Source organism: Microbacterium sp. NIBRBAC000506063, assembly GCF_017968845.1.
In the GTDB taxonomy this organism is placed as follows: Bacteria; Actinomycetota; Actinomycetes; order Actinomycetales; family Microbacteriaceae; genus Microbacterium.
In genome coordinates, this window is record NZ_CP072876.1 from 1,222,387 (window position 1) to 1,246,260 (window position 23,874).

The following is a 23,874-nucleotide window of genomic DNA, read 5'->3' on the forward strand; positions in this document are numbered from 1 at the left end:
CGGAAGACCGAGGAACCGCCATGCCTGCCCCCGCCGCCACCTTCACGGTGCGCCACGTTCAGCTCGCCCGCGCCGCCCTGGCCGCGATCGCCGCGCTGATGATCACCTTCTCGCCGGACCACTCGGCGGAGGTCGGTCTCGCGGTGTTCAGCGGGTTCGCGATCGCCACCGGGCTGATCATGTTCCTGTCGGCATGGCTCGCGGCGAAGGCGGGGGCCGTTGGCACTACGTCCTGCTCGGCGTGATCGCGATCCTCGGCGGACTCGCCTCGGGCATTCCGGCACTGCGCTCGACGACGATGTTCTTCGTCGTGGTGATCTCCTGGGCCGCGCTCAGCGGGCTGGTCGAGCTGCTCGCCGGCATCCGGAACCGTCGTGCGGGCGACCCGACCGGGCGCGACATGGTGACCGTGGGCATCGCGACGCTGCTGCTGGCGGTCGCGGTGCTGGTGGTCCCGCAGACCTATTCACTCGTGTACACGATCGAGGAGGCCGGCAGCTTCACGCTCACCGGCATCATCCTCGCCGTCGGCATGTTCGGCGCCTATGCGGCGATCGTGGCCGTCTACCTGGCCATCGCCGGATTCTCACCGCGCCGCCGCACGCCGGCGCAGGTCGAGGCACCGGAGGCCGCCGATCAGGGAGGCCCTGCATGACCGAAGACAAGCCCAGCCGCAAGGAACTGCTGCGTCCGCTGCACCTGCTCGGCATCGCCGGCGCCGCCGGTGTCTTCGCCGCGATCGTCACGCTCGTCTCCACGGGCGCGTTCACGGTCCGCGTGAACGACGCGCTCGCCGAGGGCACCTATGCCGGTATGCCTCCGGTGCTGCTGGGGCTCGTGATCGGCGGTATCGCCTTCATCGTGACGTTGCTGGTGCTGTCGATGCTCATGCTCGCGGTCGACCCGGCGCAGGTCACGCGCGAGGTGGATCGCCCGGTGCTCTACGACCCCGAGGGCGAGGGCTCGGATGCCGATGACGACGCCGCATCGGAGGAGGAGCCTTCGGCCTGAGGCGTACTCCGCCGATGTGACGGGTCGTCGCTGCTGGTGCGCAGCCGCCGCGTGAGGGCGTGCCGATCAGGGAGGTGCCCAGGCCCAGCACCGCCCAGGTGACCAGCAGCCATCCCATCCTGCTGCCGGGTCGACTGCAGTGATCGCGACTGCGCCGATCAATCCGAGGGGGTGACCGCTGTGCCGATCATCATCGTGCACACGACGCCGATCCGGTCGACGACCCGAGGGATGGGTGCCCCGCGTCCGGCGACTCTTTCTGCACAGCAGTCGAGATCCGGGATTCTGTCCACATTGCCGTCTCTTCCGTCCCGCGCCTGGTGCCGTTCGACCAGGCTGGCCGTCATGAGCCGACACGAAGAGACCTCCTTACGCGAACGCGTGCTGACCACCGACGACGAACTGCGCGAGCTGCTTGACCTGCTGCTGCTGCGCGCGAACAGGCGTCAGATGTGGCTGCTGTTCATCGACGAACTCGGGCGTCTCGGCGACCCTCTCATGCCTATGGACGACTATCCGGAGGATCCGCGGGCGATGACGACCACGGGCGACCTCGGTGACGTGTCTCAATCACACCTTCTCATGCATCGGATGGGGCTGATCCGCGAGGCGATCGGTCATGAGAGCGTGGTGCTCGTGTGGGAGCGGATCGGCGGATCGGCGATCACCGACGCCGACCGGTGCTGGGGGCGGGCCATGGCCGAAGAGGCTCGACTGCTCGAGATCCCGTTGCGTGCACAGTTCGTGCTTCACTCCCAGGGCATCCGCCAGCTGCATCCCGATGACTATCTGTAGGAGCACATATATAGGTGCTACACATGATTCACATGTCTACGCGGAACATCACCCTCGCGTTGCCTGCCGATCTGATCCGCCGGGCGAAGGTGTACGCGGCGGCGCATGACACGTCGATCTCCGCAATGGTCGCCGAGATGCTCAGCAGTCGCGTCGCGATGGAGACGGACTACGACGAAGCGTGGGCGGCCGAGGTCGAGGTGATGAAGCAGGGTTTCGGCTCGGGCTTCTCGGGTGAGATCACCTGGACGCGCGATGAGCTCTACGATCGCAGAGGCTGAGGCCGGGCAGAGGATGCCTGCTCTGGAGTTCTTGGATACGAACGTCCTCGTCCACGCATACGAACCGGACGCCGATGAACGGCACCACATCGCGCGGAACCTGGTCGCAGACGTGGGCATGACGCGACGGGGTGCCGTCAGTGTGCAGGTGCTGCTGGAGTTCCACGTGACGATGAGTCGGAAGATGCGGCACGGCGGGTATACGCCCGACGTCGCCCTCGCACGCCTGAAGATGCTCTCCCGGTGGCCGGTGCACTCGCCGGTCGCCGAAGACGTCGTCGCCGCGACGGCACTGTCCGCCGCGGCGCAGCTATCGCTGTGGGATGCGACGATCATCCGCAGCGCGGAGCGGATGGGATGCTCGGTGCTGTGGACAGAGGATCTCACTCACGGGCAGGTCATCGCCGGAGTCGAGATCCGCAACCCGTTTCTCGGGTGAAAGACAGCGGCGTTAGGTCGCCAGGCGCTCCGCGAGACCCGTGTAGGTGGCGGGCGTCAGCGCGAGCAGGCGCTGCTTGGCTTCCTCGCCGATCTCGAGTCCTTGCACGAACTCGGCGAGTTCGGCAGCGCCCACGCGCCGCCCGCGGGTGAGCTCCTTGAGCAGCGCGTAAGGGTCGGAGATGGTCGAGCGGCCGGCGACGACCTCGGCGCGCACGACGGTCTGGATCGCCTCGCCGAGCACCTCCCAGTTCATGTCGAGATCGGCCAGCAGCACGTCGCGCGAGAGCGAGATCTCGCCGAGTCCGCGGCGCAGGTTGTCGAGCGCGAGGAGCGAGTGGCCGAGGGCGACGCCGATGTTGCGCTGCGTGGTCGAGTCGGTCAGGTCGCGCTGCAGGCGGGAGGTCACGAGGGTCTGCGACAGGGTCGCGAGCAGGCCGCCGGCGATCTCGAGGTTCGCCTCGGCGTTCTCGAAACGGATGGGGTTGATCTTGTGCGGCATCGTCGACGAGCCGGTCGCGCCGGCGACGGGGATCTGCGCGAAGTAACCGAGCGAGATGTAGGTCCAGATGTCGCTGGCGAGGTTGTGCAGGACGCCGCCGGCGTGCCGCACGCGGTCGTAGAGCTCGACCTGCCAGTCGTGCGACTCGATCTGGGTAGTCAACTCGTTGAAGTCGATGTCGAGGCCCTCGATGAACTCGCGGGCGATCGTCGGCCAGTCGGCGTCGGGGTCGGCGGCGAGGTGCGCGGACCAGGTGCCGGTCGCCCCGGAGAACTTCGCGAGGAACTCGGATGCCGCGATCTGCTCGGCGACCCGCTCCAGGCGCCAGGCGAAGACGGCGAGCTCCTTGCCCATGGTCGTCGGCGTCGCCGGCTGCCCGTGGGTGCGCGAGAGCATGGGGGCGTCGGCGTGCTCGGCGGCCAGCTCGCGCAGCTTCGCGATCACCTCGCGCAGTGCCGGCAGCCACACGTCCAGGACGGCGCGCTTGACGGTGAGCGCGTAGGAGGCGGAGTTTATGTCCTCGCTCGTGCACGCGAAGTGCGTGAGCTCGGCGACCTCGTCGAGCCCCAGCGCCGAGAGCCGGTCGCGCACGAGGTACTCGACGGCCTTCACATCGTGGCGCGTGACGGCCTCCTTCTCGGCGAGCCAGTCGATCTCGGGCTGGCCGAAGTCACGGTAGAGACCGCGAAGACGCTCTTTGTCGGCATCCGACAGCGCATCCGTGCCGAACAGCCCGCGGTCGGTCAGGGCGATCAGCCATTCGACCTCGACCTCCACGCGCGCACGGTTCAGACCGGCCTCGGAGAGGTGGTCGCCCAGCGGGGCGACGGCGGCGCGGTAACGGCCGTCGAGGGGGCTGAGGGGCTGAGGGGGAGGGCGGGCTGCGAAGTCAGGGGATTCCTCCTGATCAGGCGCCGATGTGACGCGACCGAATGGCAGGCTCGAGCTGACGGAAAAGGCCGCGGCTCGCACGTTCGATCATACCGAGCACCTCGTCGAAGGTTTCCGTGTCGGCGTAGTAGGGGTCGGGCACGTCCAGATCCTCCGCGTCGTGGTCGAACGACAGCAGGAGGATCACCTTGCCCTCGTCCTCCTCTGTGCGCGCCCACTCGCGCAGGATCCGCTCATGGGTGCGGTCGAGGGCGACGATGAGGTCGTTCTCGGCGAAGGAGGCGGCGCTGAACTGCTTCGCCCGATGGTGCGAGCCGTCGTAGCCTCGGCGGAGGAGGGCGTCGAGCGTGCGCTGGTCGGCGCGTTCGCCGACGTGCCAGTCGCCGGTGCCGGCGCTGCGCGAGACGATCTCGGAGCCCAGCCCCTGATGCTCGGCGAGGTCGCGGAACACGACCTCGGCCATCGGGGAGCGGCAGATGTTGCCGGTGCACACGAAGACCACCCGGAACGGGGCGCTGCCTGTCATGCGTCCATTCTGCCGACCGTTCCTCCGCGGGGAACCTCTTCTGCACAGTTCGCCGAGTCGGGCGAGTTGTTCATCCTGAGGGCGCGCAGGGGAGGGCGAGGAGCATGGGTCAGCAGCATAGGGGGATGCACATGCCCTTCCCGACGCGATCGCCGCCCAGGAGAGGGCGCGCGTGGCGATGACGGATGCCGCGCACGGACTCGAGGCGGCCATGGCACAGGTGCAGCAGCTCATCGCCGACACGCAATGGTCGTCGCGCGGACTGCGTGCGCTGCAGGAGCGGCTTGCGGAGGTGCACCGGGAGATCGCGCGCAGCCACAGTGCGCTCCAGGGTGCGCCTCGGGTCCCTATGCCTGATCGGATCGACATCTCCCACGGCGGTGCGCTCGCGGTCGACACCGGGGTCCTCCGCGACCTCGTGCCCCGGCTGACGGATGCCGTGAGCCGGCTCGACGGCGTCGCCCGCGATCTCGGCGTCGCGCAGGACGCCCTCCGCTGGCTGCCCGAGGGGTTCGGTGCGACCTTCCCCCTCTGGGCGCTGCGCGGCGAGGTCCTGGGCACGAGCGACAGGCTGCTGGAGACGTGCACGGGGTGCGGCTCATGGCCGACGCCTACGAGATCGTCGAGCAGCGCGCACACCTCGCGGTGCTGCGCGGGGGCGACGTGCGCGGGGCGACGCTCCTGGCGCGGGAGCTTGCGCGGCGGGAAGCGGATGATCCGGATGCCGCGGCGCTCGCCGATCTCCTGACCGCGCAGTGGCAGGACGAACGTTTCGCGGGATTGGTCGAGCAGGCCTGGGGTGTGTCGCTGCTCGGTCTGCACACGCTGTTCTCCGTGCGTGCGCTCCTGTACGGGACGGTGAGGCTCATCGATCGTCACGGGCGGAGCCCCCTCGCGCCGGGTGCGCGCCTGGACGGCGCGGCGCCGCCGGTGCGGGTGACGGCGGTTCCGCGCGCGGAATCGCCGAAGGAAGCGCCGAAGAGTGCGCGCGAGACGTTCTCGCGCATCCCCGAGGGGAGGCGCAGGTGCGGGTCGAGAAGTACTCCCTGCCCGACGGTACCGAGGAGTTCGTCGTCTACATCGCCGGCACCCGCAGCCTGGCCGGCGACGACCCCTGGAACATGTCGTCGAACCTCGACCTCTACTTCGGCGACGCCTCGGCGTCCTACGAGGCGGTCCGGCAGGCGCTCTCGGCGGCCGGGGCGGAGCCGGGCGCAGTCGTTCACGCCGTCGGGCACTCCCAGGGCGGGATGATCGCCGGACGCCTCGGCATGGAGGGCGAGTACGACGTGCGCTCGGTCCTCACCGCGGGAAGCCCGGTCGAGCCCGCTCTGCCGGATTCGACCCTGAGCGTGCAGCTGCGCCACACCGACGACATCGTCTCCAGCTTGGCGGGAGGGGGCTCACCGGCCGGAACGGGCTCTCCTGACAGCATGGTGGTGCAGAGGGTGGGCGACCCGGGGCACGGACTGCACGATCTGTCGCTTCCGCCGCACCACCTGGAGAGATACCTGGACACGGCCGGGATGCTCGATGCCTCCGGCGACGCTCGTCTCGGGGCGCTCGACCAGTTGTGGACGAGGCTCACGTCGGCGACCGCCGTGCAGGCCACGGAGTTCGCCGCGACGACCCGGAACGCCGATCGCGGCTCCGCGGCATCCGGTCGCTAGATGTAGTTCCCCGACACGTTGTGAACGGCTGAGGTAGGGCGAAGACCTCCGGGACGATGTGGGTACCACCCTCACATCGGATTCCACGGAGGTCTTCGTGACTCACGCTAACGCGCCTTTGACGCCGGAGGGGCGTCGTCGTCTTGCTGTTCTCGTCGTTGATCGGAAATGGTCGCTGCGGCGGGCCGCGGAACGATTCCAGTGTTCGCCGGGGACGGCGAAGAAGTGGGCGGACCGGTATCGGGCAGGGCTGCCGCTGACCGATCGCAGCTCGAAGCCGCGCAGGTCCCCGGTCGGCTGCCGCGGAAGACGGAGCGGCGGATCGTGTCATTGCGGTTCAGCCGCCGATGGGGGCCGCACCAGATCGCGTACCACCTGCGGCTGCACCGGTCCACGGTGGGCCGGGTGCGGGCCCGCTATGGCATGCCGCTGCTGGCGCACCTGGACCAGGCCACCGGGCTGCCGGTCCGAAAGCCCAAGCCGAAGCGGTACGAGGTCGCCGCACCCGGTCAGCTGGTGCATGTCGACATCAAGAAGCAGGGCCGCATCCCCGATGGCGGCGGGTGGCGTGTCCACGGGAAAGGATCCCCGCAGGATCGGGCTGCCGGCGTCGCCCGGGGCAGGCAGCCCGGGCGGGAGCGGCGGGCTCCCGCGGCTACCGGTACCTGCATCACGCCGTCGACGACCACTCCCGGGTCGCGTACTCAGAGATCCTCGACGACGAGCGCAAGGAGACCGCCGCAGCGTTCTGGACCCGCGCGAACGCCTTCTTCACGAGCCTCGGCGTGACCGTGACCGCGGTGATGACCGACAACGGCGCCTGCTACCGATCGCACGCGTTCGCTGACGCTCTCGGCGACACCGTCAAGCACAAGTGGACGCGGCCCTACCGGCCACAGACCAACGGGAAGGTCGAACGCTTCAACCGCACCTCGCCGCGGAATGGGCCTACGCCGCGCCCTACGCCAGCGAGGACGAGCGAGCCGAAGCCTACGAACGCTGGCTGCATCACTACAATCACCACAGACCCCACACCGGCATCGGCGGCCAAACCCCCTCAGCCCGCGTTCACAACCTCACAGGGAAGTACAGTTAGCGCTTCGCCTTCTTCTTCTGAGGGCGCAGGATCCAGCCGAACACGGCGTTGATGATCGAGATGATCAGCGCCGCGACGATCCCCCAGCCGAAGTGCTCGACGGTCAGGCCCCAGCCGAAGAAGCCCGTGATCCACGCCGTCAGCCACAGCAGGAACCCGTTCACCACGAAGGAGATGAGCCCGAGGGTCAGGATGTAGAGCGGGAAGGCGACGATCTTGATGAGCGTGCCGATGATCGAGTTGACCAGGGCGAAGATCGCGGCGACCGCGAGCAGCGTTAGCACGAGCTGCAGGGTCTCGCCCGGCGCGAAGGCGGTGATGCCGACCTGGAGCGTGGGGATGAGGGTCACGACCCAGATGGCGAAGGCGTTGACGATGACACGGATGATGAATCGCATGGTCGTCTCAGTCTCGCACGGTCAGCGGATGTGCGTGCGAAAGACCTCGGTGATCTCGCCCAGTTCGAGGCGGCTCTGCGCGACCGCGAGTACGAGGTCGAACGCCTCGTCGTTGGTGAAGGTCAGCTCGAAGCCGTTGAGGCGGATGAAGGCGAACGTCAGGAACAGCGAAAGACGCTTGTTCCCATCGAAGAGCGGGTGAGCGAGCGAACTGATGAGTGCGGCTGCCTTCTCCTCGATCGTCGGGTAGGCGTCTTCGCCGAACATGCTCGCGGAGGGGCGGGCGAGCGCTGAATAGAGCAGCCCTTCGTCGCGAACGTGAAGCCCCAGCTTGTCGACGACGGCGCGCGCCTGCTCCGGCTCGATGTACTCGGTCACGAGGTCAGGCGTCTTCGAGGCGCGTGATGGTGTCGGCGTAGCGCTCGGCGATCTCATCGGCGATCCGCAGCACCTGCTCGGTCTTGGACTCGCTGTTCGCATATCGCGTCGCCGCCTCGATCAGCACCGCGTGCTTCGACGTATGGCGCGCACGCGCGATCTCCTCGAGCTTCGCATCGAGTTCCGCCGGAAGCCGCACCGTCATGGCCATACCAGAATGGTACCACCGCGCGGCCCCAGCAATCCCTCGAGCTTGCGGCGCTTCAGTCGAAGGAGGCGACCACCGAGCTGCGGTAGTAGTCGAAGATGATGCTCGTGCGCGTCGACGCCACCCGCGGGTGACCGGAGATGTGCTCGACGACGAACTTGCGCAGGGTGGACGAGTCGGAGACGGCGATGTGGATGACGAAGTCGTCGTTCCCGCCGATGAAGAACGACTGGACGACCTCGGGCCTCTGCCGCACCTCGGTCTCGAGGTCCTCGATGCTCTCCTTGCGCGCGCCCGGGCGCAGTGTCACTCCCACGAGCGCGTGCAGGGAACGCCCGAGGCGGCGCTCGTCGACGACGGTGGCGAACCCGGCGATGACCCCTTTGTCGACGAGCGTCTTCATTCGGGCGTGCGCGGTCGAAGGGCGATGCCGACCTTGCTCGCGAGCTGCGCGTTCGTGATGCGCGCGTCATCCGCGAGGACCTCCAGGATCCGCAGATCGGTCTCATCGAGCGAGGCCGGTGTTGATGAATCATTCGACACGGGCATGCATGTTCCTCCTCGCACTGATGATTCATCCGAATTTCGATGAGATATCGAAGAATCCTCGAAAGTATAGCGATAACGACGATGTTTCTTTCACACTTGTTTCATCAGCGCGAAGGAGACGAGCATGCGCGTCGGAGTCCCCACCGAGATCAAGGCGAACGAGAACCGGGTCGCCGTCACGCCCGAGATCGTCGACGCACTCGTGCGCCGCGGACACGAGGTCGTGATCCAGAGCGGCGCCGGCGAGGGGTCGAGCATCACCGATGAGGAGTTCACCGCCGTCGGCGCACAGCTCGCGGCATCCGCTGCCGAGGTCTGGGAGCGCGGCGACCTGCTGCTCAAGGTCAAAGAGCCCATCGCCGAGGAGTTCCCGCTGATGCGGGCCGACCAGGTGCTCTTCACCTACCTGCACCTCGCCGCGGCACGCGACCTCACGCTCGCCCTCCTGAAGGCCGGGACGACATCGATCGCCTACGAGACGGTGCAGCTGCCCGATCGGAGCCTCCCGCTGCTCGCGCCGATGAGCGAGGTCGCCGGCCGACTGTCCATCCAGGTCGGCGCCTACAACCTCATGCGTCCCGCCGGCGGTCGCGGCACGCTGCTCGGCGGCGTGCCGGGCACGCGCAAGGCGAACGTCGTCGTGATCGGCGGAGGAGTCGCCGGCGAGCACGCCGCACGCAACGCGCTCGGCCTCGGCGCCCAGGTGACGATCGTCGACATCTCCCTGCCGCGGCTGCGTCAGCTCGAGGCGCAGATCCCCGGCATCCAGACCCGGCACTCCTCGTATGTCGCGATCGCCGAGCTCCTGCGCGAGGCCGACCTGGTGATCGGCTCGGTCCTGATCCCGGGGCGGCGGCGCCCAAGCTCGTCACCGACGAGATGGTCGCCGCGATGAAGCCGGGCTCGGTGCTCGTCGACATCGCCATCGACCAGGGCGGATGCTTCGAGGGCTCCCGCCCCACGACCCACGACGACCCGACCTTCCGGGTGCACGACTCGCTCTACTACTGCGTGGCGAACATGCCCGGCGCCGTGCCGGAGACCTCCACGGCCGCGCTCACGCACGCGACGGCTCCGTATGTGCTCGCGCTCGCCGACAAGGGGGCGGAGCGTGCGATGCGCGAGGACCCGAGCCTGGCGAAGGGGCTGAGCACCCGTGCGGGTCTGCTGACCAACGCGGGAGTAGGGGCCGCGCTCGGGCTCGAGTCCGTCGGCATCGAGGTGGCGCTCGGCGTCTGAGCAGTCGGCCGCGGCGTCCTGCTGGGGGCGCGGGATCGTGCGATGACCGCGACGACAGCCCGCGGCATCCGTAGACTCGTCCCATGTCCGACATCCCCGTGCGCATCCGCCCCGAGATCGCGGCTCTCCCCGCTTACCAGCAGGGCAAGCAGGCCGGTCCCGACGCCTTCAAGCTCTCCAGCAACGAGAACCCCTTCGAGCCGTTGCCCTCGGTGGTCGAGGCGCTGACGAGCGGCGTTCCGATCAACCGGTATCCGGATGCGACGGCCGGCGCCCTTCGCGCCCGGCTCGCGGAGCGGTATTCCGTGGCATCCGACGAGGTGCACATCGCCGCCGGGAGCGTCTCGATCCTGCAGCAGCTGGTCCTCGCCGCCGCGGGGTCCGGAGACGAGGTCGTCTTCGCCTGGCGCTCCTTCGAGGCCTACCCCTGGCTGCCGATCGTCGCCGGAGCGAAGCCCGTGCCGGTTCCCCTGGCAGCGGACTCCCGCCACGACCTGGACGCGATGGCGGATGCCGTGACCGACCACACCCGCGTGATCCTGCTGTGCACGCCGAACAACCCGACCGGTCCGGTCATCACGAGCGCCGAGTTCGACGCGTTCATCGCGCGGGTACCCGCCGACTGCCTCGTGCTGCTGGACGAGGCCTATGCCGAGTTCGTCACCGACCCGGATGCCGTCGACGGCCTGGCCGAGCGCGTCTTCGAGCGGCATCCGAACGTCGTCGTGCTGCGCACCTTCTCCAAGGCCTGGGGTCTTGCCGGACTCCGCGTCGGCTACGCGATCGGGCACAAGAGGGTGCTGGACGCGGCTCGCAGCACCGGGATCCCGCTGTCGGTGACCGCCGCCGCCGAGCATGCCGCGCTCGCGAGCCTCGACGCCGAGGACGAGCTGCGTGCCCGCGTCGCGGTGGTCGTCGAGCGCCGCACGGCTCTCGTCGAGGGTCTGCGCGCCCAGGGCTGGGATGTGCCCGAGGCGCAGGGGAACTTCGTCTGGCTGCCCGCCGGCGAGCGCACCGCGGACGTCGCGGCGGCCTTCGAGGCGGCCGAGCTCATCGTCCGTCCCTTCGCCGGAGACGGGGTGCGTATATCCGTCGGAGAGCATGAATCGGTGGAGAAAGTCCTACGCGTCGCCGAATCCGTTGTCCGTACCCTCCAGAGCAACTGAAGCCCCGTTCGGTAGCGTGGAGAAGGTGACGTCGTCAGAGCCCGCACTCGTGCGCATCCTGGAAGCGGACGGGAGCTACGCGCCCACCGCGGCCGCCGAAGAGTATCTGCCCCTGATCGAGGCGCTCACGGACGCCGACCTCGAGCAGTTCTATCGTGACATGGTCGTGATCCGCGCCATCGACACCCAGGCGACCAACCTGCAGCGGCAAGGGCAGCTCGCCCTCTGGCCGCCGAGCCGCGGACAGGAGGCAGCCCAGGTCGGCTCGGCCCGCGCCGCCCGGGCGCAGGACCACCTCTTCCCCTCCTACCGGGAACATGCCGTCACCCGCATCCGGGGTGTGGACTCGGTGGACATCATCCGTGTCATGCGCGGGCTCTCGCACGGCGGCTGGGATCCCACCGACCCGAAGAACGGCAACACGCACATCTATACGCTCGTGCTCGGGTCGCAGACGCTGCACGCGACCGGCTTCGGCATGAGCCTCGTCTTCGACGGCAAGCAGGGCACGGGCGACCCCGACCACGATGCGGCCGTCATCGTCTACTACGGCGACGGCGCCTCCAGCCAGGGCGATGTGCACGAGGCGATGGTCTTCGCCGCCAGCTACAACGTGCCGCAGGTCTTCTTCCTGCAGAACAACCAGTGGGCGATCTCGGTCCCGGTCTCGACCCAGTCGAAGGTGCCGCTCGTGCGACGCGGGTACGCCTACGGCATCCCGAGCGTCCAGCTCGACGGCAATGATGTGCTCGCCAGCTACGCCGTCACCCGTACGCAGCTCGATGAGGCGCGCGCCGGTGGCGGACCCCGCGCGATCGAGGCGATCACCTATCGTCAGGGTGCGCATACGACGAGTGACGATCCCACCAAGTACCGCGGCAGCGACGAAGAGGAGTCGTGGGCGCAGCGCGACCCGATCACGCGCATGCGGGCCTACCTCGAGGGCGCGGTGCGGCATCCGACCTCTTCTCGTCGGTCGAGGAGGAGGCGGCGGATGCCGCGGAGGACCTCCGCACACGCACGCTGGCGCTCCCGACGCCCGCCGCCGACAGCATGTTCGCCCACGTGTACAGCGAGCCGCATCCGCTCATGGACCAGCAGCGCGCCTGGCTCGCCGAGTACGAGGCGTCGTTCGACCCTTCGACCCCGGTTGCTGAGCCTGGTCGAAGCACAGGGACCGGAGGTGTCAATTGACCCTCGAGACGATGCCCTTCAGCCGTGCCCTCAACGCCGGGCTCCGCAAGGCGATGGAGGACGACGACCGCGTCATCCTCATGGGTGAGGACATCGGTCCGCTCGGCGGCGTGTTCCGCATCACCGAGCACCTGCACCGCGATTTCGGGCCACAGCGGGTGCTCGACACCCCCCTGGCGGAGTCGGGCATCGTGGGCACCGCGATCGGTCTGGCGCTGGGCGGCTACCGGCCGGTGTGCGAGATCCAGTTCGACGGCTTCGTGTTCCCCGCCTTCGACCAGATCACCACGCAGTTGGCCAAGCTCACCTCGCGCCTGGACGGCAAGGTGCCCTTCCCGGTTGTGATCCGCATCCCCTACGGTGGGCACATCGGCGCGGTCGAGCATCACCAGGAGAGCCCCGAGGCGTACTTCACGCACACCCCCGGCATCCGGGTCGTGTCGCCCTCGACGCCCAACGACGCCTACTGGATGATCCAGGATGCGATCCGCTCGAACGATCCGATCGTCTTCCTCGAGCCCAAGAGCCGCTACTGGCAGAAGGGAGAGGTCTCCTTCGAGGCCCCTGCCCTTCCGCTGCACGCGAGCCGGGTCGCCCGGGAGGGCACCGACGTCACCCTCGTCGGCCACGGCGCGATGGTCACGACCCTGCTGCAGGCGGCGACGCTCGCCGAGGCCGAGGGGACCAGTTGCGAGGTCGTGGATCTGCGCTCCTTGTCGCCGATCGACTACGACCCGATCCTCGACTCAGTGCGCTCGACCGGCCGCATGGTCTACGCGCAGGAGGCCCCGGCTTCACGAGCCTGGGCAGTGAGGTCGCGGCGACCGTGATGGAGCGCGCCTTCTATTCGCTCGAGGCGCCCGTGCTGCGGGTGTCGGGATTCGACGTGCCGTTCCCGCCCGCCAAGCTCGAGTCCGTCTACCTGCCCGACCCGACCGCATCCTCGAAGCGGTCGACCGGGTACTGGCCTACTGAGAAACCCGCTCTCGAAAGGACCGCCATGAGCACCGAGACCTTCCACCTCCCGGATGTCGGCGAAGGACTGACCGAGGCCGAGATCGTGAACTGGCGCGTCGCCCCGGGCGACACCGTCGCGGTCAACGACGTCCTCGTCGAGATCGAGACCGCGAAGTCGCTCGTCGAGCTGCCCTCGCCCTACGCCGGCGCCGTGGGCGAGCTGCTCGCCGCCGAGGGCGCGACGGTCGAGGTCGGTGCGCCGATCATCACGTTCGTGTCGGATGCCGCATCCGACACTCCGGTCCCTGCGCTTCGACAGGCTCAGCAACCGGGCGAGGCATCCGCCCCTGAGGACGAGGGCGGCGGCGCCGTGCTCGTCGGCTACGGCTCGGGCGGCGGGGCGACCTCGCGACGCCGCAAGACGCCCCAGCGGCCGGTGCGGGCCTCCGCCAAGGTGTTCGCCAAGCCGCCGATCCGCAAGCTCGCCCGCGACCTCGGCGTCGACCTCGCCGATGTCACCCCGACCGGCGCCGACGGCGAGGTCACCCGCGAGGACGTCATGAGTCAGGCGTCGCAGGAGAGCGTGTTCCGCAACATCCAGACCCCCGAGTGGGGGAACGTGCGTGAGGAGACCGTGCCTCCGCGACCGGCCCAGCCCGTGGGGCTCGCCCGGGGCCTGACGCCGGCCGATCCGGCCCGCTCGGAGTCGATCCCGGTCAAGGGCGTGCGCAAGGCGACCTCCTCGGCCATGGTGCAGAGCGCCTACTCGGCTCCTCACGTGACCGTGTGGAAGGACGTCGACGCGAGTCGCACGATGGAGCTGGTGCGTCGCCTGAAGACCTCGCCCGATTTCGCCGATGTCAAGGTGTCGCCGCTGCTGATCATGGCCCGCGCCGTGATCTGGGCCGTGCGCCGCACGCCGATGGTCAACGCCGCCTGGATCGACACCGACGGCGGGGCCGAGATCTCGGTGCGTCACTACGTGAACCTCGGGATCGCCGCCGCGACCCCGCGCGGACTTCTCGTGCCGAACATCAAGGACGCGCAGGATCTCTCCCTGCGCGAGCTCGCCACCGCGCTGCAGAACCTCACCCACACCGCGCGCGAGGGCAAGACCACTCCCGCCGACCAGCAGGGCGGCACGATCACCATCACCAACATCGGCGTGTTCGGGATGGATGCCGGCACGCCGATCATCAACCCGGGTGAGGCCGGGATCGTCGCCCTGGGCACCATCAGCCAGAAGCCGTGGGTCGTCGACGGCGAGGTGCGCCCCCGCTGGGTGACCACCGTCGCCGGGTCGTTCGACCACCGGGTCGTCGACGGCGACGGCATGAGCCGGTTCATCGCGGACGTCGCATCCGTGCTGGAGGAGCCGGCGCTGCTGGTCGACTGAGTCCGCGCTCATGGGGCTGCCCGGCTGAGTGCCGGACCGGCATTGTGGGCACCCGCTGAGGAGTCGGCGACATCGAAGCGGTATCCCAGCGTTCCATCGCGTATGTCTTGGCGTCACTTCCTTCGTCTCATGCCCAACTCCTCGACAGGTGTTGTCACTCGAATGGCGCGCAGGCGACAACGCCTGTCGAGGAGTTGGCGGTGGGGGTGAGTTCGCGTTGCCAGTTGATGAGAACGGTTCTCATTATCGTGTAGAGTGGATCGCATGAAGCGACCGATCACTGCCCTTGCCGTCGCCGCGGCATCCGCTCTCGTCCTCGCGGGCTGCTCCTCGCCCGCCGCCGAGGGGAGCGATCCCGGGAGCGACCTCATCCAGGTCGTCGCCTCGACCAACGTCTACGGCTCTCTCGTCGAGCAGGTCGGCGGCGACCGCGTCGAGGTGACCTCGATCATCACCTCCGCGACGCAGGACCCGCACTCCTACGAGGCGACCGCCCGTGACCGCCTCGCCGTGCAGAACGCCGTGCTCGTCATCGAGAACGGCGGCGGATACGACCACTTCATGGAGACGCTGCGCGAGGGTGCAGCGGCCCACGTCATCACCGCCGTCGAGTTCTCGCACGACTACCCGGGCGAAGACGGCCACGGCCACGATGAAGAGCACGCCGACGACCACGATCACGAAGACGAGGAGCACGGCGACGATCACGACCACGATGATCACGCCGACGAAGAGCACGACCACGATCACGGCGATGACCATGATCACGACGACGAGCATGCTGAAGACGAGCACGCCGATGACCACGACGACCACGAGGGCCACAACCACATCGAGGGCTTCAACGAGCACATCTGGTTCGACGTCCACACGATCGTCCACGTCGTCGAGGCGATCGCCGAGGAGCTCGGTGAGATCGAACCCGCCGGTGAGGCCGAGTTCGAGGCGGCCGCGGCCGCGCTGATCGACGAGCTGGAGGCGATCGAGGCCGAGCAGGAGACGCTGCACCAGGAGTTCGCGGGCACAGGGGTCTTCATCACCGAACCCCTGCCCGGCTACCTCGCCGAGGCGCTCGGGCTCGTCGACCATGCCCCGACGGATTCGCCTCGGCCGTCGAGGAGGGCAGCGACGTCGCTCCCGCGACTCTGCTCGCCGCGCTCGACGAGATCGAGGACGGCGATGTCAAGGTTCTGCTCACCAATGCGCAGACCGGTGGGCCCGAGACCGACCGCGTCGAGGCCGCCGCCGAGGCCGCGGGTGTGCCGATCGTGGCTTTCACGGAGCTGCTCGAGGACGGATCGTCGTACGCTGAGTGGATGCGTGACGCGATGACAGACCTCGCCGCCGCACTCCGGTCGTGAGCGCGTCGCCCGCTTCGGGCGCGCCGGTGCTGGACATCCGCGGTGCCTCCCTGCACCGCGGCGACCGGGAACTCTGGTCCGGGCTCGACCTCGCCGTCGAGCCCGGCGAGTTCATCGCGGTTCTGGGCCCGAGCGGTTCGGGAAAGACGACCCTCCTGCACACGATCCTCGGGATGCAGGATCTCAGCGCCGGCAGCATCCGCGTCGCCGGTGCGCCGGTGCGGCGCGGCAATCCGCGCATCGGCTACATCCCGCAGCAGCGGCCCTTCGCGGCCGACACGAGTCTGCGCGCACGCGACGTCGTGGCACTCGGTCTGCAGGGCCCGCGGTTCGGGCTGCCGATCCCGCGCCGGGGCGACCATGCACGCGTCGACGAACTGCTGCACGACGTCGGCGCCGCCCACTACGCCGATCGTCGCGTGGGCCTCCTTTCCGGTGGCGAGCAGCAGCGACTGCGCGTCGGGCAGGCGCTCGCCGACGACCCGAGCCTGCTGCTGTGCGACGAGCCGCTGTCCAACCTCGACCTCGCCAACCAGCAGGGGTCACCCAGATCATCGACCGGCAGCGGCGCGAGCGCGGCGCGGCGGTGCTGTTCGTCACGCACGACATCAACCCGATCCTCGGCCGCGTCGACCGCATCCTGTATCTCGCGGGCGGACGGTTCCTGCTCGGCACCCCCGACGAGGTGCTGCAGACGCGGGTCCTCACCGATCTCTACGGGGCGCCGGTGTTCGTCCTGCGTGCCGGCGACCGGCTCGTGGTCGTGGGGGTCCCGGATGCCGAGCCCCACCACGATCACGATCATGACCATCACGGAGGCGTCGCATGAGTGACATCCGGCCCTCCTGGACTGGAGCGACGTGTTCTCGTTCCAGGACTACGGCGCGCTCGTGGCGCTGCTGTCGAACTCGATCATCGCGGGCGCCGTGCTCGGCCTCGTGGGCGGCCTCGTCGGCGTCTTCGTCATGCAGCGCGGCCTGGCCTTCGCGGTGCACGGCGTGAGCGAGCTGTCGTTCGCGGGGCGGCGGCGGCGCTGCTGTTCGGCGGGAGCGTCGTGGCCGGCTCGATCGGGGGCGCGCTCGCGGCGGCGATCCTCATCGGCATCTTGGGGGCGCGGGCCCGCGACCGCAATTCGGTCGTGGGGTGCTCATGCCCTTCGGGCTGGGTCTGGGCATCCTGTTCCTCTCGCTCTACGACGGCCGCAGCGCGAACAAGTTCAGCCTGCTGACCGGTCAGATCGTGTCGGTGTCGTCGCCCGACCTCGGCTGGCTCATCGCGATCAGTCTCTTCGTGCTGGCGGGGATCCTGCTCATGTGGAACCCGCTGCGCTTCGCCTCGCTCGATCCGGAGTCGGCCGCCGCCCGGGGGTGCCCACGCGCGCCGTGGGCCTGGCGTTCATGGTGCTGCTCGGACTCATCGTCGCGGTGAGCGTGCACATCATCGGCGCGCTGCTGGTCATGGCGCTGCTGGTGACCCCGGCCGCCGCCGCGATGCGCGTGGCGGCCGGCCCCGTCGCCGTGCCGCTGCTGGCGGCGACGTTCGGCTTCGTCTCTGCCGTCGGCGGGATCATGCTCGCCCTGGCCGGCACGCTCCCGGTGAGCCCGTACATCACCACGATCTCCTTCCTCATCTACATCGGCTGCTGGCTGCTCCAGCGTCGCCGGAATCGCGTCACGCGCCGCACCCAGCCGACGACAAGCCGCGCGGCCTAGACTCGTCACCATGGCTCAGCGCAACACCTGGCAGCGCGAGCGGGTGCGGGAGGCGCTCGCCGATGCGCGCGGTTTCGTGAGCGCGCAGACCCTGCACGCGACCCTCCGCGAGGCCCAGACGGGCATCGGACTTGCGACGGTCTACCGCGCGCTCGCGAGCCTGGCGACCGCCGGCGACGCCGACACGCTCCAGAGCCCCGAGGGCGAGGCGCTCTACCGGGCCTGCACGACGCAGGGCCACCATCACCACCTGATCTGCCGGAACTGTGGGCTGACGGTCGAGATCGAGGCCTCGGAGGTCGAGCAGTGGGCGCGACGTACGGCGGGCCTGCACGGCTTCCAGGACGCCCAGCACGTCGTCGACATCTTCGGACTGTGCACGCCCTGCGCGAACGAGCGTGACCGTGCCGCATCGGATGCCGCGCGGAACGGAGCCGGCGAGTGACCTCGACCGCGACCCGGCATACGCACCACTCGCCGCAGCCGCGCCGTTCCCCCGCCGTGGGCATCGCGATCGGGTTGGCTTTCATCGCCGTGCTCGTGCTCATCGATCTGTTCGCGCCGGCGCTGTACGACGTGAGCCTGTCCAACCGCGCGCAGGACGGGCTGACGCTCAGTCTCAGTGTGCTCATCGAGGCGCTGCCCTTCGTGGTGCTCGGCGTCGTGCTCTCGATCGTCGTGCAGGTCTGGCTGCCGCCCGATCTTATCCACCGCTGGCTGCCCAAAAACGCCTGGGGCGCCGTGCGGTGCTCTCGCTCCTGGGCATGCTGATCCCGGTGTGCGAGTGCGGCAACGTGCCCTTCGCCCGCGGCCTGATGATGCGCGGTCTCGCCCCGGCCGAGGCGATGACCTTCCTCATGGCGGCGCCGATCGTCAACCCGATCGTGATCATCACCACGCACGCGGCGTTCGGCTGGGATGCGGGCATCCTCGTCGCCCGCCTCGTCGGCGGCTACGTGATCGCCAACCTCATCGGGTGGATCTACTCGAAGCATCCGGATCCCGACGCGATCCTCACGCAGCGCTTCATCGCGACCTGCGAGCGCGTCTCCCACGAGTACGGCACGCCCACCCGCCGCAGCCTCACCCAGTTCCTCGTCGAGCTGCGCGCGGTCATGCCGGCCCTCGTGATCGGCTCGGCCCTCGCCGGGGCCGTGCAGGTGCTCGTGCCGCGCGACGTGCTGCTGGAGATCGGCTCGAACCCGGTGCTGTCGATCGTGGCGATGATGGCGCTGGCGATGGTCGTGGCGATCTGCTCGAACGTCGACGCCTTCTTCGCCCTGTCGTTCGCGGCGACCTTCTCTCCCGGCGCGATCGTCGCCTTCCTCCTGGTGGGCCCGCTCGTCGACATCAAGATGCTCGCCCTGCTGCGCACGACCTTCACGACCCGCACGCTCGTCGGCGTCGTGGCCGTCGTCCTGCTGAGCTCCTTCGCGATCGGGATCGGGGTGAACGTCTTTGTCTGAGCACTCGGCGGTCACTCGTCCTGAGCAAGGCCTGCGCAGCGGGTCGCGTCGAAGGGTCCGGCGCTCCCTGGTCACCCGGTGGCTCGGGGCAGGACTGGCGACCCTGCTGTCGGTCACGACCCTCGTGCTCGCCCTCACCGGTCGCCTCACCCTCTACATCGCCCCCGAGACGGTGTGGTTCGCGTCCGCGGCGGCGGTCGTGACGATCATCGGCACGGTCTGGACCTTCACGCTGCCCTGGGCGCGGAGGACGACCACGATCACGACCACGGGGAGCCGGACCCTTCGACGCGGCCCGCTGCGCAGGCCTTGCTCAGGACAAGCGGCGCGGTGAAGCGCCTCCTGGCCCGCACCGGGATCGCGATCGCTGGAGTTGCGGCATCCGTCTTCGTCGTCCTGGCGCTCGTGCTGCCGCCGGCCTCGCTGTCGGTCGACCTCGCCATGTCGCGCGACACGGGGCGGGGACGCTGTTCGCCGGCTCGGACAACGTCACCCTCGGTCAGGCCGACACGAGCACCTTCGGCATCGGCGACTGGTCGACCGTGTTCGCCAGCGCCACCCGCCCGGAGAACTACGACGGCGAGCAGGTCACGCTCACCGGCTTCGTCACCCCTCGGGCGAGAACCCCGACGAGATGCGCCTGACCCGCATGGTCATCACCCACTGCGTCATCGACGCGCAGCCCGCCGCCGTGCCCGTCACGGTCGACGTGTGGGAGGGTGACTGGGCCGTCGGCGACTGGGTCGAGGTCGAGGGGACCGTCCGGGTCTCTGCCGACGGTTCGCTCGCGATCGAGCCGTCGTCGGTCGTCGCCGTCCCGGAACCGGGGGACCCCTATGAGTACTGAGGGACGGATCAGCCGGCGCCGCGCACCCGCGCGGAGATGCGCGCGCTGCGCGAGGCGCAGGAGGCGGCTGCCCTCGCCGCGACGGTTCCCGAGGCGCCCGAGCCGGTGCGGGGCGCGGGGCGGCTCCGTGGACCGGCGATAGCGTCCACTCCTCGTCGCCCCGCGAGGAGCGCGGCGACGAGTCGAAGCGCCCTGGCGTCGAGTCGGATGCCGCAACCACCGACTCGGACGCGCACCGGGTTTCGTCTCGCTCCGCTCGCGGGGCGACCGGGGAGGTCGCTGCGACAAGACGTTCCGGCCGCTTCACGCTGACGATCGCGGCGGTCGTGGCCGTGCTCGCCCTCGTCGGCGGCGCGCTCGCCGTCATCAGCCTCACCCAGGGGCCGCGCCTGTCGGAGGTGCAGGTCGACCCCGCCGAGGCGATCGTCCTCTCCGGCAGTCGGGTGATCCTCACCGCCAATCAGCCGCTCGAGGCCATCGACGCCGAGCAGGTCACCGTCACCCCCGAGATCCCCTTCACCGTCGACGCCACCGGCCGCAACGTCGGGGTGCGCTTCACCGTTCCCCTCGACGACGCCACCGAGTACACCGTGACGGTGGCGGGGGTCAGCGGGATCGGAGGGGTCCGGCATCCGATCTGACCACGACGTTCACGACCCCGGCATCCGAGGTCTTCCTCCTGCAGCGCTCCGCCGGCGACGACACGATCTTCCGCACCGAGCTCGGGGGAGATCAGGCGGTGCCGGTCTTCACGCATGAGCGCATCAACGACTTCCGGGAGACGGGCGATCAGCTTGTCGTGGTGGTCGAGGAGGGCGACGCCTCGAAGGTGCTCGTGATCGGCAAGGACGGCTCCGAGCCGCGCGAGCTGGCCCTGCCCGGAGACGGCTACGTCAGCGCGGTGCAGGTCTCCGATCGGGGCAGCCTCGTCGGGTTCGTCTACAGCGACCGCGATCTCACCGAGGTGACCGGGCGGGCGAGCGTGCTGGTGACGCAGCCGCTGTCGGGCGAGGGGAGCCGTCGATCGTCGAGGTCGGGGAGGAGCCGGCGAACATCGCCGGATGGCAGTTCGTTCCCGATACGGCCTCGGTGATCTTCATCGACTTCTCCGGCACGCTGTTCGTCGCCGATCGGTCGAGCGATTCCGATCCGAGTCCGATGGGCACGGCGCTGTCGATCCATGGTGTCGAGCGTGGCACCTACACGGCGATCATCGAGCGTGCAGACGGAAGCCTGTTCCGTCTCGACCTGGCCGATGGCGAGGAGACGGCGTTTCCGGCATCCGATCCCGACTACGGCGTCCCCGTTGCGATCGCCGCGTTCCCGGGCGGCACGACCCAGCACATCATCGCGCGCGACGACATCGGCATGCCGACCGGTCAGGCGATCGTGCGCGTCGATGACGACGGCGCCGCCACGCCTCTGCTCGAGGTGGGCGAGGGTGACTCGATCCTGCAGGCGTGCCCCTCGCCGAGCGGTCAGTACGTGGCGATCTCGGTCGCCCCCGACCTGCTCAACAACGACTACGACGACATGCTGCTGCCGCTGCCGGAGCGCGTCGAGACGCATCTGCTCGACCTGCGCACGGGCGAGCTGCTCGTCGCGCTGTCGGGCGTGGACATCTCGTGGTGTGCCTTCGGCCCGGAGCAGTGACGGCACCCGATCTGCGCCGCGCCACGCGTGACGACCTGAGCGACCTGCCGCTCGAGGTCGCACCCCGCCTGCTCGGCGGCGTTCTGCGCACGGTGGTCGCGGACGGGTCAGAGGTCGCCCTGCGCATCACCGAGGTCGAGGCCTACCACGGCAAGGGCACGGGGCCCGTTCCCGATCCCGGCTCGCACGCCCGCAGCGGCCCGACCGCCCGGAACGCGACGATGTGGGGCGAGCCCGGGCATCTCTACGTCTACCTGAGCCACGGCATCCATTCCTGCGTGAACGTGGTGTGCGGCCCTTCGGGGCAGGCGGGCGGAGTCCTGCTGCGTGCCGGCTGGGTCGTCGAGGGGTCGGATGCCGCGGAGCGACGCACCGGCCGCTCCGGCCGTGACCTCGCCCGTGGGCCGGGTCGTCTCGGACAGGCGGTGGGGCTGCGGCATCCGATCCATGACGGGATCGATGCGGTCACCGGGGCGTGGCGGGACGGTGCCCGGGCGGAGCTGTGGCTCGGCGAGCCTCTTGCGGAGGTGGCCCGCGGGCCGCGCGTGGGCGTCGCCGGCATCGCGGGAACGGATGCCTTCCCCTGGCGGTTCTGGATCCCCGGCGACCGCTCGGTCTCGCCGTTCCGCTGGGGGCGCGGGCCGGGCCTTCCCCGGCCTGATCGGACCCGCCGGTCTCACTTGTTGCGGGTTGCCCAGCCACCGACTCGCATCTTGTGAGACCGCCCCGGTGGGTGTCTCAGTTGTTGTGGTCTCTGGGATCCGGAGGTCGCAACAAGTGAGACCGGCGGGCAGAGCGATCGGATGCCGCGACGCACTGTCGTGTGCGCCGCGGCATCCGGTGTCAGTCGCCCTTCACGTTGACGAGCTGACGCAGCGTGTGCCGGATCGTCACGAGGTCGGCGGCATCCGCCATCACCTGATCGATCGGCTTGTACGCCTGCGGGATCTCGTCGATGAAGGCGTCGGTGTCGCGGAACTCGATCCCCGCCATCGCCTCCCGCAGCTGCTCATGCGTGAACGTGCGCCGGGCGGCCGACCGCGAGTACTCCCGGCCCGCGCCGTGCGGCGAGGAGTTCAGCGACAGGGGGTTGCCGAGTCCCTCCACGACGTACGACGCCGTGCCCATGGAGCCCGGGATCAGGCCGGGCCGACCGGCATCCGCCTGGATCGCGCCCTTCCGCGAGACCCACACGTCCTTCCCGAAGTGCTTCTCGCGCTCGGTGAAGTTGTGGTGGCAGTTGATTCTCTCCTGCTCGGCCACGGGCTCGCCCATGACCTCGGAGAGCTGCCGGATCACCCGGTCCATCATCTCCTCCCGGTTCAGCAGCGCGAAGTGCTGCGCCCAGTGCAGCTCCCGGATGTACCGGGTGAACTCCGGAGTGCCCTCCACGAGGTAGGCGAGGTCGGGGTCGGGCAGATCGATCCACCACTGCTTGGCCAGCCGCTGGGCGACCGCGATGTGGTGCGTGGCGATCTTGTTGCCCACGCCCCGCGAGCCCGAGTGCAGGAACAGCCACACCCGATCGGTCTCGTCCACGGACACCTCGATGAAGTGGTTGCCCGAGCCGAGCGAGCCCAGCTGGTTGCGCCAGTGCCCCGCGTACCGGGCAGGGTCGAACCCCGCCGTCTCTGCGAGCTCCTCGAGTTCGGCGATCCGCGGCTCGGCCGTCGCCACGACCTTGCGGTTGTCGCGACCGGCCGACAGCGGCACGGCGCGCTCGATCTGCTCGCGCAGCGGCGCGAGGTCGGCGGGCAGCTGCTCCCGGGCGAACTGGGTGCGGACGGCGATCATGCCGCATCCGATGTCGACGCCGACGGCCGCCGGCATGATCGCGCCGAGGGTCGGGATGACCGACCCCACGGTCGCGCCCTTGCCGAGGTGCGCGTCGGGCATGAGCGCCAGATGCGGGTGGATGAACGGCATGCGTGACGAGGTGCGCGCCTGCTCGACGGTCTTCTCGTCGATCAGACTCGCCCACGACAGCAGCCGTGCGGAGAGCTTCTCCATGGTTCCTTTCCTTGCGTTTCTCGATTCGGCCACAGGCCGGACCGTTCCTCGCAAGAGAAAACGCCCCGGACCTGTCGGTGCGGGGCGTGGGAGAGCGGATGCTTCACACGGCGCGCGCCGGAGGGTACGA

At 69.3% G+C, this 23,874-nt stretch carries 26 protein-coding genes and 7 pseudogenes; 25 read left to right on the forward strand and 8 right to left on the reverse strand.

The window, feature by feature from the left end; translation table 11 throughout:
- Nucleotides 1–20: 20 nt before the first annotated feature.
- From KAE78_RS07015 to KAE78_RS07040, 6 genes are all read left to right on the forward strand, one after another.
- Nucleotides 21–245: a hypothetical protein gene (locus KAE78_RS07015; RefSeq protein WP_223172555.1), complete on the forward strand. Its 225-nt coding sequence runs from the start codon at nucleotides 21–23 to the stop codon at nucleotides 243–245.
- Nucleotides 242–655 (forward strand): hypothetical protein, encoded by a 414-nt coding sequence (locus KAE78_RS07020; protein WP_223172556.1) that lies wholly within the window; start codon nucleotides 242–244, stop codon nucleotides 653–655. The genes KAE78_RS07015 and KAE78_RS07020 overlap by 4 nt, the downstream gene beginning before the upstream one ends.
- Complete coding sequence (locus tag KAE78_RS07025; protein ID WP_223172287.1) at nucleotides 652–1,011, forward strand: hypothetical protein; 360 nt, start codon at nucleotides 652–654, stop codon at nucleotides 1,009–1,011. Before KAE78_RS07020 ends, KAE78_RS07025 begins: the two co-directional genes overlap by 4 nt.
- 381 nt (nucleotides 1,012–1,392) lie before the next feature.
- Entirely contained in the window at nucleotides 1,393–1,806 is a 414-nt protein-coding gene (locus KAE78_RS07030) for a hypothetical protein (RefSeq protein WP_223172288.1), read from the forward strand.
- A gap of 23 nt (nucleotides 1,807–1,829) precedes the next feature.
- Entirely contained in the window at nucleotides 1,830–2,087 is a 258-nt protein-coding gene (locus tag KAE78_RS07035; RefSeq protein WP_223172289.1) for a DUF6364 family protein, read from the forward strand.
- Between the two features lie 13 nt (nucleotides 2,088–2,100).
- Nucleotides 2,101–2,526: a PIN domain-containing protein gene (locus tag KAE78_RS07040; RefSeq protein WP_223172290.1), complete on the forward strand. Its 426-nt coding sequence runs from the start codon at nucleotides 2,101–2,103 to the stop codon at nucleotides 2,524–2,526.
- A 12-nt stretch (nucleotides 2,527–2,538) separates the two neighbouring features.
- Here KAE78_RS07040 and purB read toward each other — a convergent pair whose 3' ends face one another.
- Nucleotides 2,539–3,999, reverse strand: coding sequence for an adenylosuccinate lyase (gene purB / locus KAE78_RS07045; RefSeq protein WP_411156001.1), 1,461 nt, complete (start codon nucleotides 3,997–3,999; stop codon nucleotides 2,539–2,541).
- Nucleotides 3,935–4,444: a low molecular weight protein-tyrosine-phosphatase gene (locus tag KAE78_RS07050; protein ID WP_223172291.1), complete on the reverse strand. Its 510-nt coding sequence runs from the start codon at nucleotides 4,442–4,444 to the stop codon at nucleotides 3,935–3,937. Before KAE78_RS07050 ends, purB begins: the two co-directional genes overlap by 65 nt.
- A gap of 172 nt (nucleotides 4,445–4,616) precedes the next feature.
- Here KAE78_RS07050 and KAE78_RS07055 point away from each other — a divergent pair, with 172 nt between their 5' ends.
- The 3 genes and pseudogenes from KAE78_RS07055 to KAE78_RS07065 all read left to right on the forward strand — a co-directional run bounded on the left by KAE78_RS07055 (nucleotide 4,617) and on the right by KAE78_RS07065 (nucleotide 7,210).
- Nucleotides 4,617–5,192, forward strand: a complete 576-nt coding sequence (locus KAE78_RS07055) for a hypothetical protein (RefSeq protein WP_223172292.1) — start codon at nucleotides 4,617–4,619, stop codon at nucleotides 5,190–5,192.
- Nucleotides 5,193–5,469: 277 nt separating this feature from the next.
- The gene (locus KAE78_RS07060) at nucleotides 5,470–6,114 is read left to right on the forward strand and encodes a hypothetical protein (RefSeq protein WP_223172293.1); all 645 of its coding nucleotides are present in this window, start codon (nucleotides 5,470–5,472) and stop codon (nucleotides 6,112–6,114) included.
- 97 nt (nucleotides 6,115–6,211) lie between these two features.
- A pseudogene (locus KAE78_RS07065) lies at nucleotides 6,212–7,210 on the forward strand (IS481 family transposase).
- Here KAE78_RS07065 and KAE78_RS07070 read toward each other — a convergent pair.
- Genes KAE78_RS07070 through KAE78_RS18545 form a run of 5 tightly spaced genes read right to left on the reverse strand, consistent with a single transcriptional unit; the run spans nucleotide 7,207 to nucleotide 8,743 of the window.
- A complete protein-coding gene (locus KAE78_RS07070; RefSeq protein WP_223172294.1) occupies nucleotides 7,207–7,608 on the reverse strand; it encodes a phage holin family protein in 402 nt (133 codons plus the stop codon). The pseudogene KAE78_RS07065 and the gene KAE78_RS07070 sit on opposite strands and share 4 nt — an antisense overlap.
- A gap of 21 nt (nucleotides 7,609–7,629) precedes the next feature.
- A complete protein-coding gene (locus KAE78_RS07075) occupies nucleotides 7,630–7,986 on the reverse strand; it encodes a type II toxin-antitoxin system death-on-curing family toxin (RefSeq protein WP_223172295.1) in 357 nt (118 codons plus the stop codon).
- Nucleotides 7,987–7,990: 4 nt separating this feature from the next.
- Nucleotides 7,991–8,197, reverse strand: coding sequence for a ribbon-helix-helix protein, CopG family (locus tag KAE78_RS07080; RefSeq protein WP_223172296.1), 207 nt, complete (start codon nucleotides 8,195–8,197; stop codon nucleotides 7,991–7,993).
- 52 nt (nucleotides 8,198–8,249) lie between these two features.
- Nucleotides 8,250–8,597, reverse strand: coding sequence for an Lrp/AsnC family transcriptional regulator (locus KAE78_RS07085; RefSeq protein WP_317451891.1), 348 nt, complete (start codon nucleotides 8,595–8,597; stop codon nucleotides 8,250–8,252).
- Entirely contained in the window at nucleotides 8,594–8,743 is a 150-nt protein-coding gene (locus KAE78_RS18545) for a winged helix-turn-helix transcriptional regulator (RefSeq protein WP_317451892.1), read from the reverse strand. The genes KAE78_RS07085 and KAE78_RS18545 overlap by 4 nt, the downstream gene beginning before the upstream one ends.
- Nucleotides 8,744–8,867: 124 nt before the next feature.
- On the opposite strand from KAE78_RS18545, the pseudogene ald reads away from it, so the two are divergent.
- The 16 genes and pseudogenes from ald (at nucleotide 8,868) to KAE78_RS07165 (ending at nucleotide 22,453) form a co-directional block, all read left to right on the forward strand.
- A pseudogene (gene ald / locus KAE78_RS07090) lies at nucleotides 8,868–9,982 on the forward strand (alanine dehydrogenase).
- Nucleotides 9,983–10,065: 83 nt separating this feature from the next.
- A complete protein-coding gene (locus tag KAE78_RS07095) occupies nucleotides 10,066–11,148 on the forward strand; it encodes a histidinol-phosphate transaminase (RefSeq protein ID WP_223172297.1) in 1,083 nt (360 codons plus the stop codon).
- Nucleotides 11,084–12,342 (forward strand): annotated as a pseudogene (locus tag KAE78_RS07100) (thiamine pyrophosphate-dependent dehydrogenase E1 component subunit alpha). Before KAE78_RS07095 ends, KAE78_RS07100 begins: the two are co-directional and overlap by 65 nt.
- Nucleotides 12,343–12,353: 11 nt before the next feature.
- Nucleotides 12,354–13,317 (forward strand): annotated as a pseudogene (locus tag KAE78_RS17515) (alpha-ketoacid dehydrogenase subunit beta).
- Nucleotides 13,318–13,342: 25 nt separating this feature from the next.
- Nucleotides 13,343–14,695, forward strand: coding sequence for a dihydrolipoamide acetyltransferase family protein (locus KAE78_RS07110; protein WP_411156002.1), 1,353 nt, complete (start codon nucleotides 13,343–13,345; stop codon nucleotides 14,693–14,695).
- A 264-nt stretch (nucleotides 14,696–14,959) separates the two neighbouring features.
- Nucleotides 14,960–16,027 carry a metal ABC transporter solute-binding protein, Zn/Mn family gene (locus KAE78_RS07115; protein WP_223172298.1) on the forward strand — a complete coding sequence of 356 codons (1,068 nt, stop codon included), beginning with the start codon at nucleotides 14,960–14,962 and terminating at the stop codon, nucleotides 16,025–16,027.
- Nucleotides 16,028–16,052: 25 nt separating this feature from the next.
- Nucleotides 16,053–16,885 (forward strand): annotated as a pseudogene (locus KAE78_RS07120) (metal ABC transporter ATP-binding protein).
- A 16-nt stretch (nucleotides 16,886–16,901) separates the two neighbouring features.
- Nucleotides 16,902–17,768, forward strand: a pseudogene (locus KAE78_RS07125) (metal ABC transporter permease).
- Nucleotides 17,769–17,778: 10 nt separating this feature from the next.
- A complete protein-coding gene (locus tag KAE78_RS07130; RefSeq protein ID WP_223172299.1) occupies nucleotides 17,779–18,213 on the forward strand; it encodes a Fur family transcriptional regulator in 435 nt (144 codons plus the stop codon).
- Nucleotides 18,214–18,275: 62 nt separating this feature from the next.
- Nucleotides 18,276–19,234 (forward strand): annotated as a pseudogene (locus KAE78_RS07135) (permease).
- Entirely contained in the window at nucleotides 19,227–19,568 is a 342-nt protein-coding gene (locus KAE78_RS07140; protein WP_223172300.1) for a hypothetical protein, read from the forward strand. The pseudogene KAE78_RS07135 and the gene KAE78_RS07140 overlap by 8 nt, the downstream one beginning before the upstream one ends.
- A 300-nt stretch (nucleotides 19,569–19,868) precedes the next feature.
- On the forward strand, nucleotides 19,869–20,081 hold the full coding sequence (locus KAE78_RS07145) for a hypothetical protein (RefSeq protein WP_223172301.1): 213 nt from the start codon (nucleotides 19,869–19,871) through the stop codon (nucleotides 20,079–20,081).
- Between the two features lie 326 nt (nucleotides 20,082–20,407).
- Nucleotides 20,408–20,722, forward strand: a complete 315-nt coding sequence (locus KAE78_RS07150) for an Ig-like domain-containing protein (RefSeq protein ID WP_223172302.1) — start codon at nucleotides 20,408–20,410, stop codon at nucleotides 20,720–20,722.
- A 98-nt stretch (nucleotides 20,723–20,820) separates the two neighbouring features.
- Nucleotides 20,821–21,174, forward strand: coding sequence for a hypothetical protein (locus KAE78_RS07155; protein WP_223172303.1), 354 nt, complete (start codon nucleotides 20,821–20,823; stop codon nucleotides 21,172–21,174).
- A complete protein-coding gene (locus tag KAE78_RS07160) occupies nucleotides 21,171–21,734 on the forward strand; it encodes a hypothetical protein (protein ID WP_223172304.1) in 564 nt (187 codons plus the stop codon). The genes KAE78_RS07155 and KAE78_RS07160 overlap by 4 nt, the downstream gene beginning before the upstream one ends.
- On the forward strand, nucleotides 21,731–22,453 hold the full coding sequence (locus tag KAE78_RS07165) for a DNA-3-methyladenine glycosylase (protein WP_223172305.1): 723 nt from the start codon (nucleotides 21,731–21,733) through the stop codon (nucleotides 22,451–22,453). The genes KAE78_RS07160 and KAE78_RS07165 overlap by 4 nt, the downstream gene beginning before the upstream one ends.
- 124 nt (nucleotides 22,454–22,577) lie before the next feature.
- On the opposite strand, the gene KAE78_RS07170 is transcribed toward KAE78_RS07165, so the two are convergent.
- Nucleotides 22,578–23,744: an RtcB family protein gene (locus KAE78_RS07170; protein ID WP_223172306.1), complete on the reverse strand. Its 1,167-nt coding sequence runs from the start codon at nucleotides 23,742–23,744 to the stop codon at nucleotides 22,578–22,580.
- Nucleotides 23,745–23,874 lie beyond the last annotated feature (130 nt).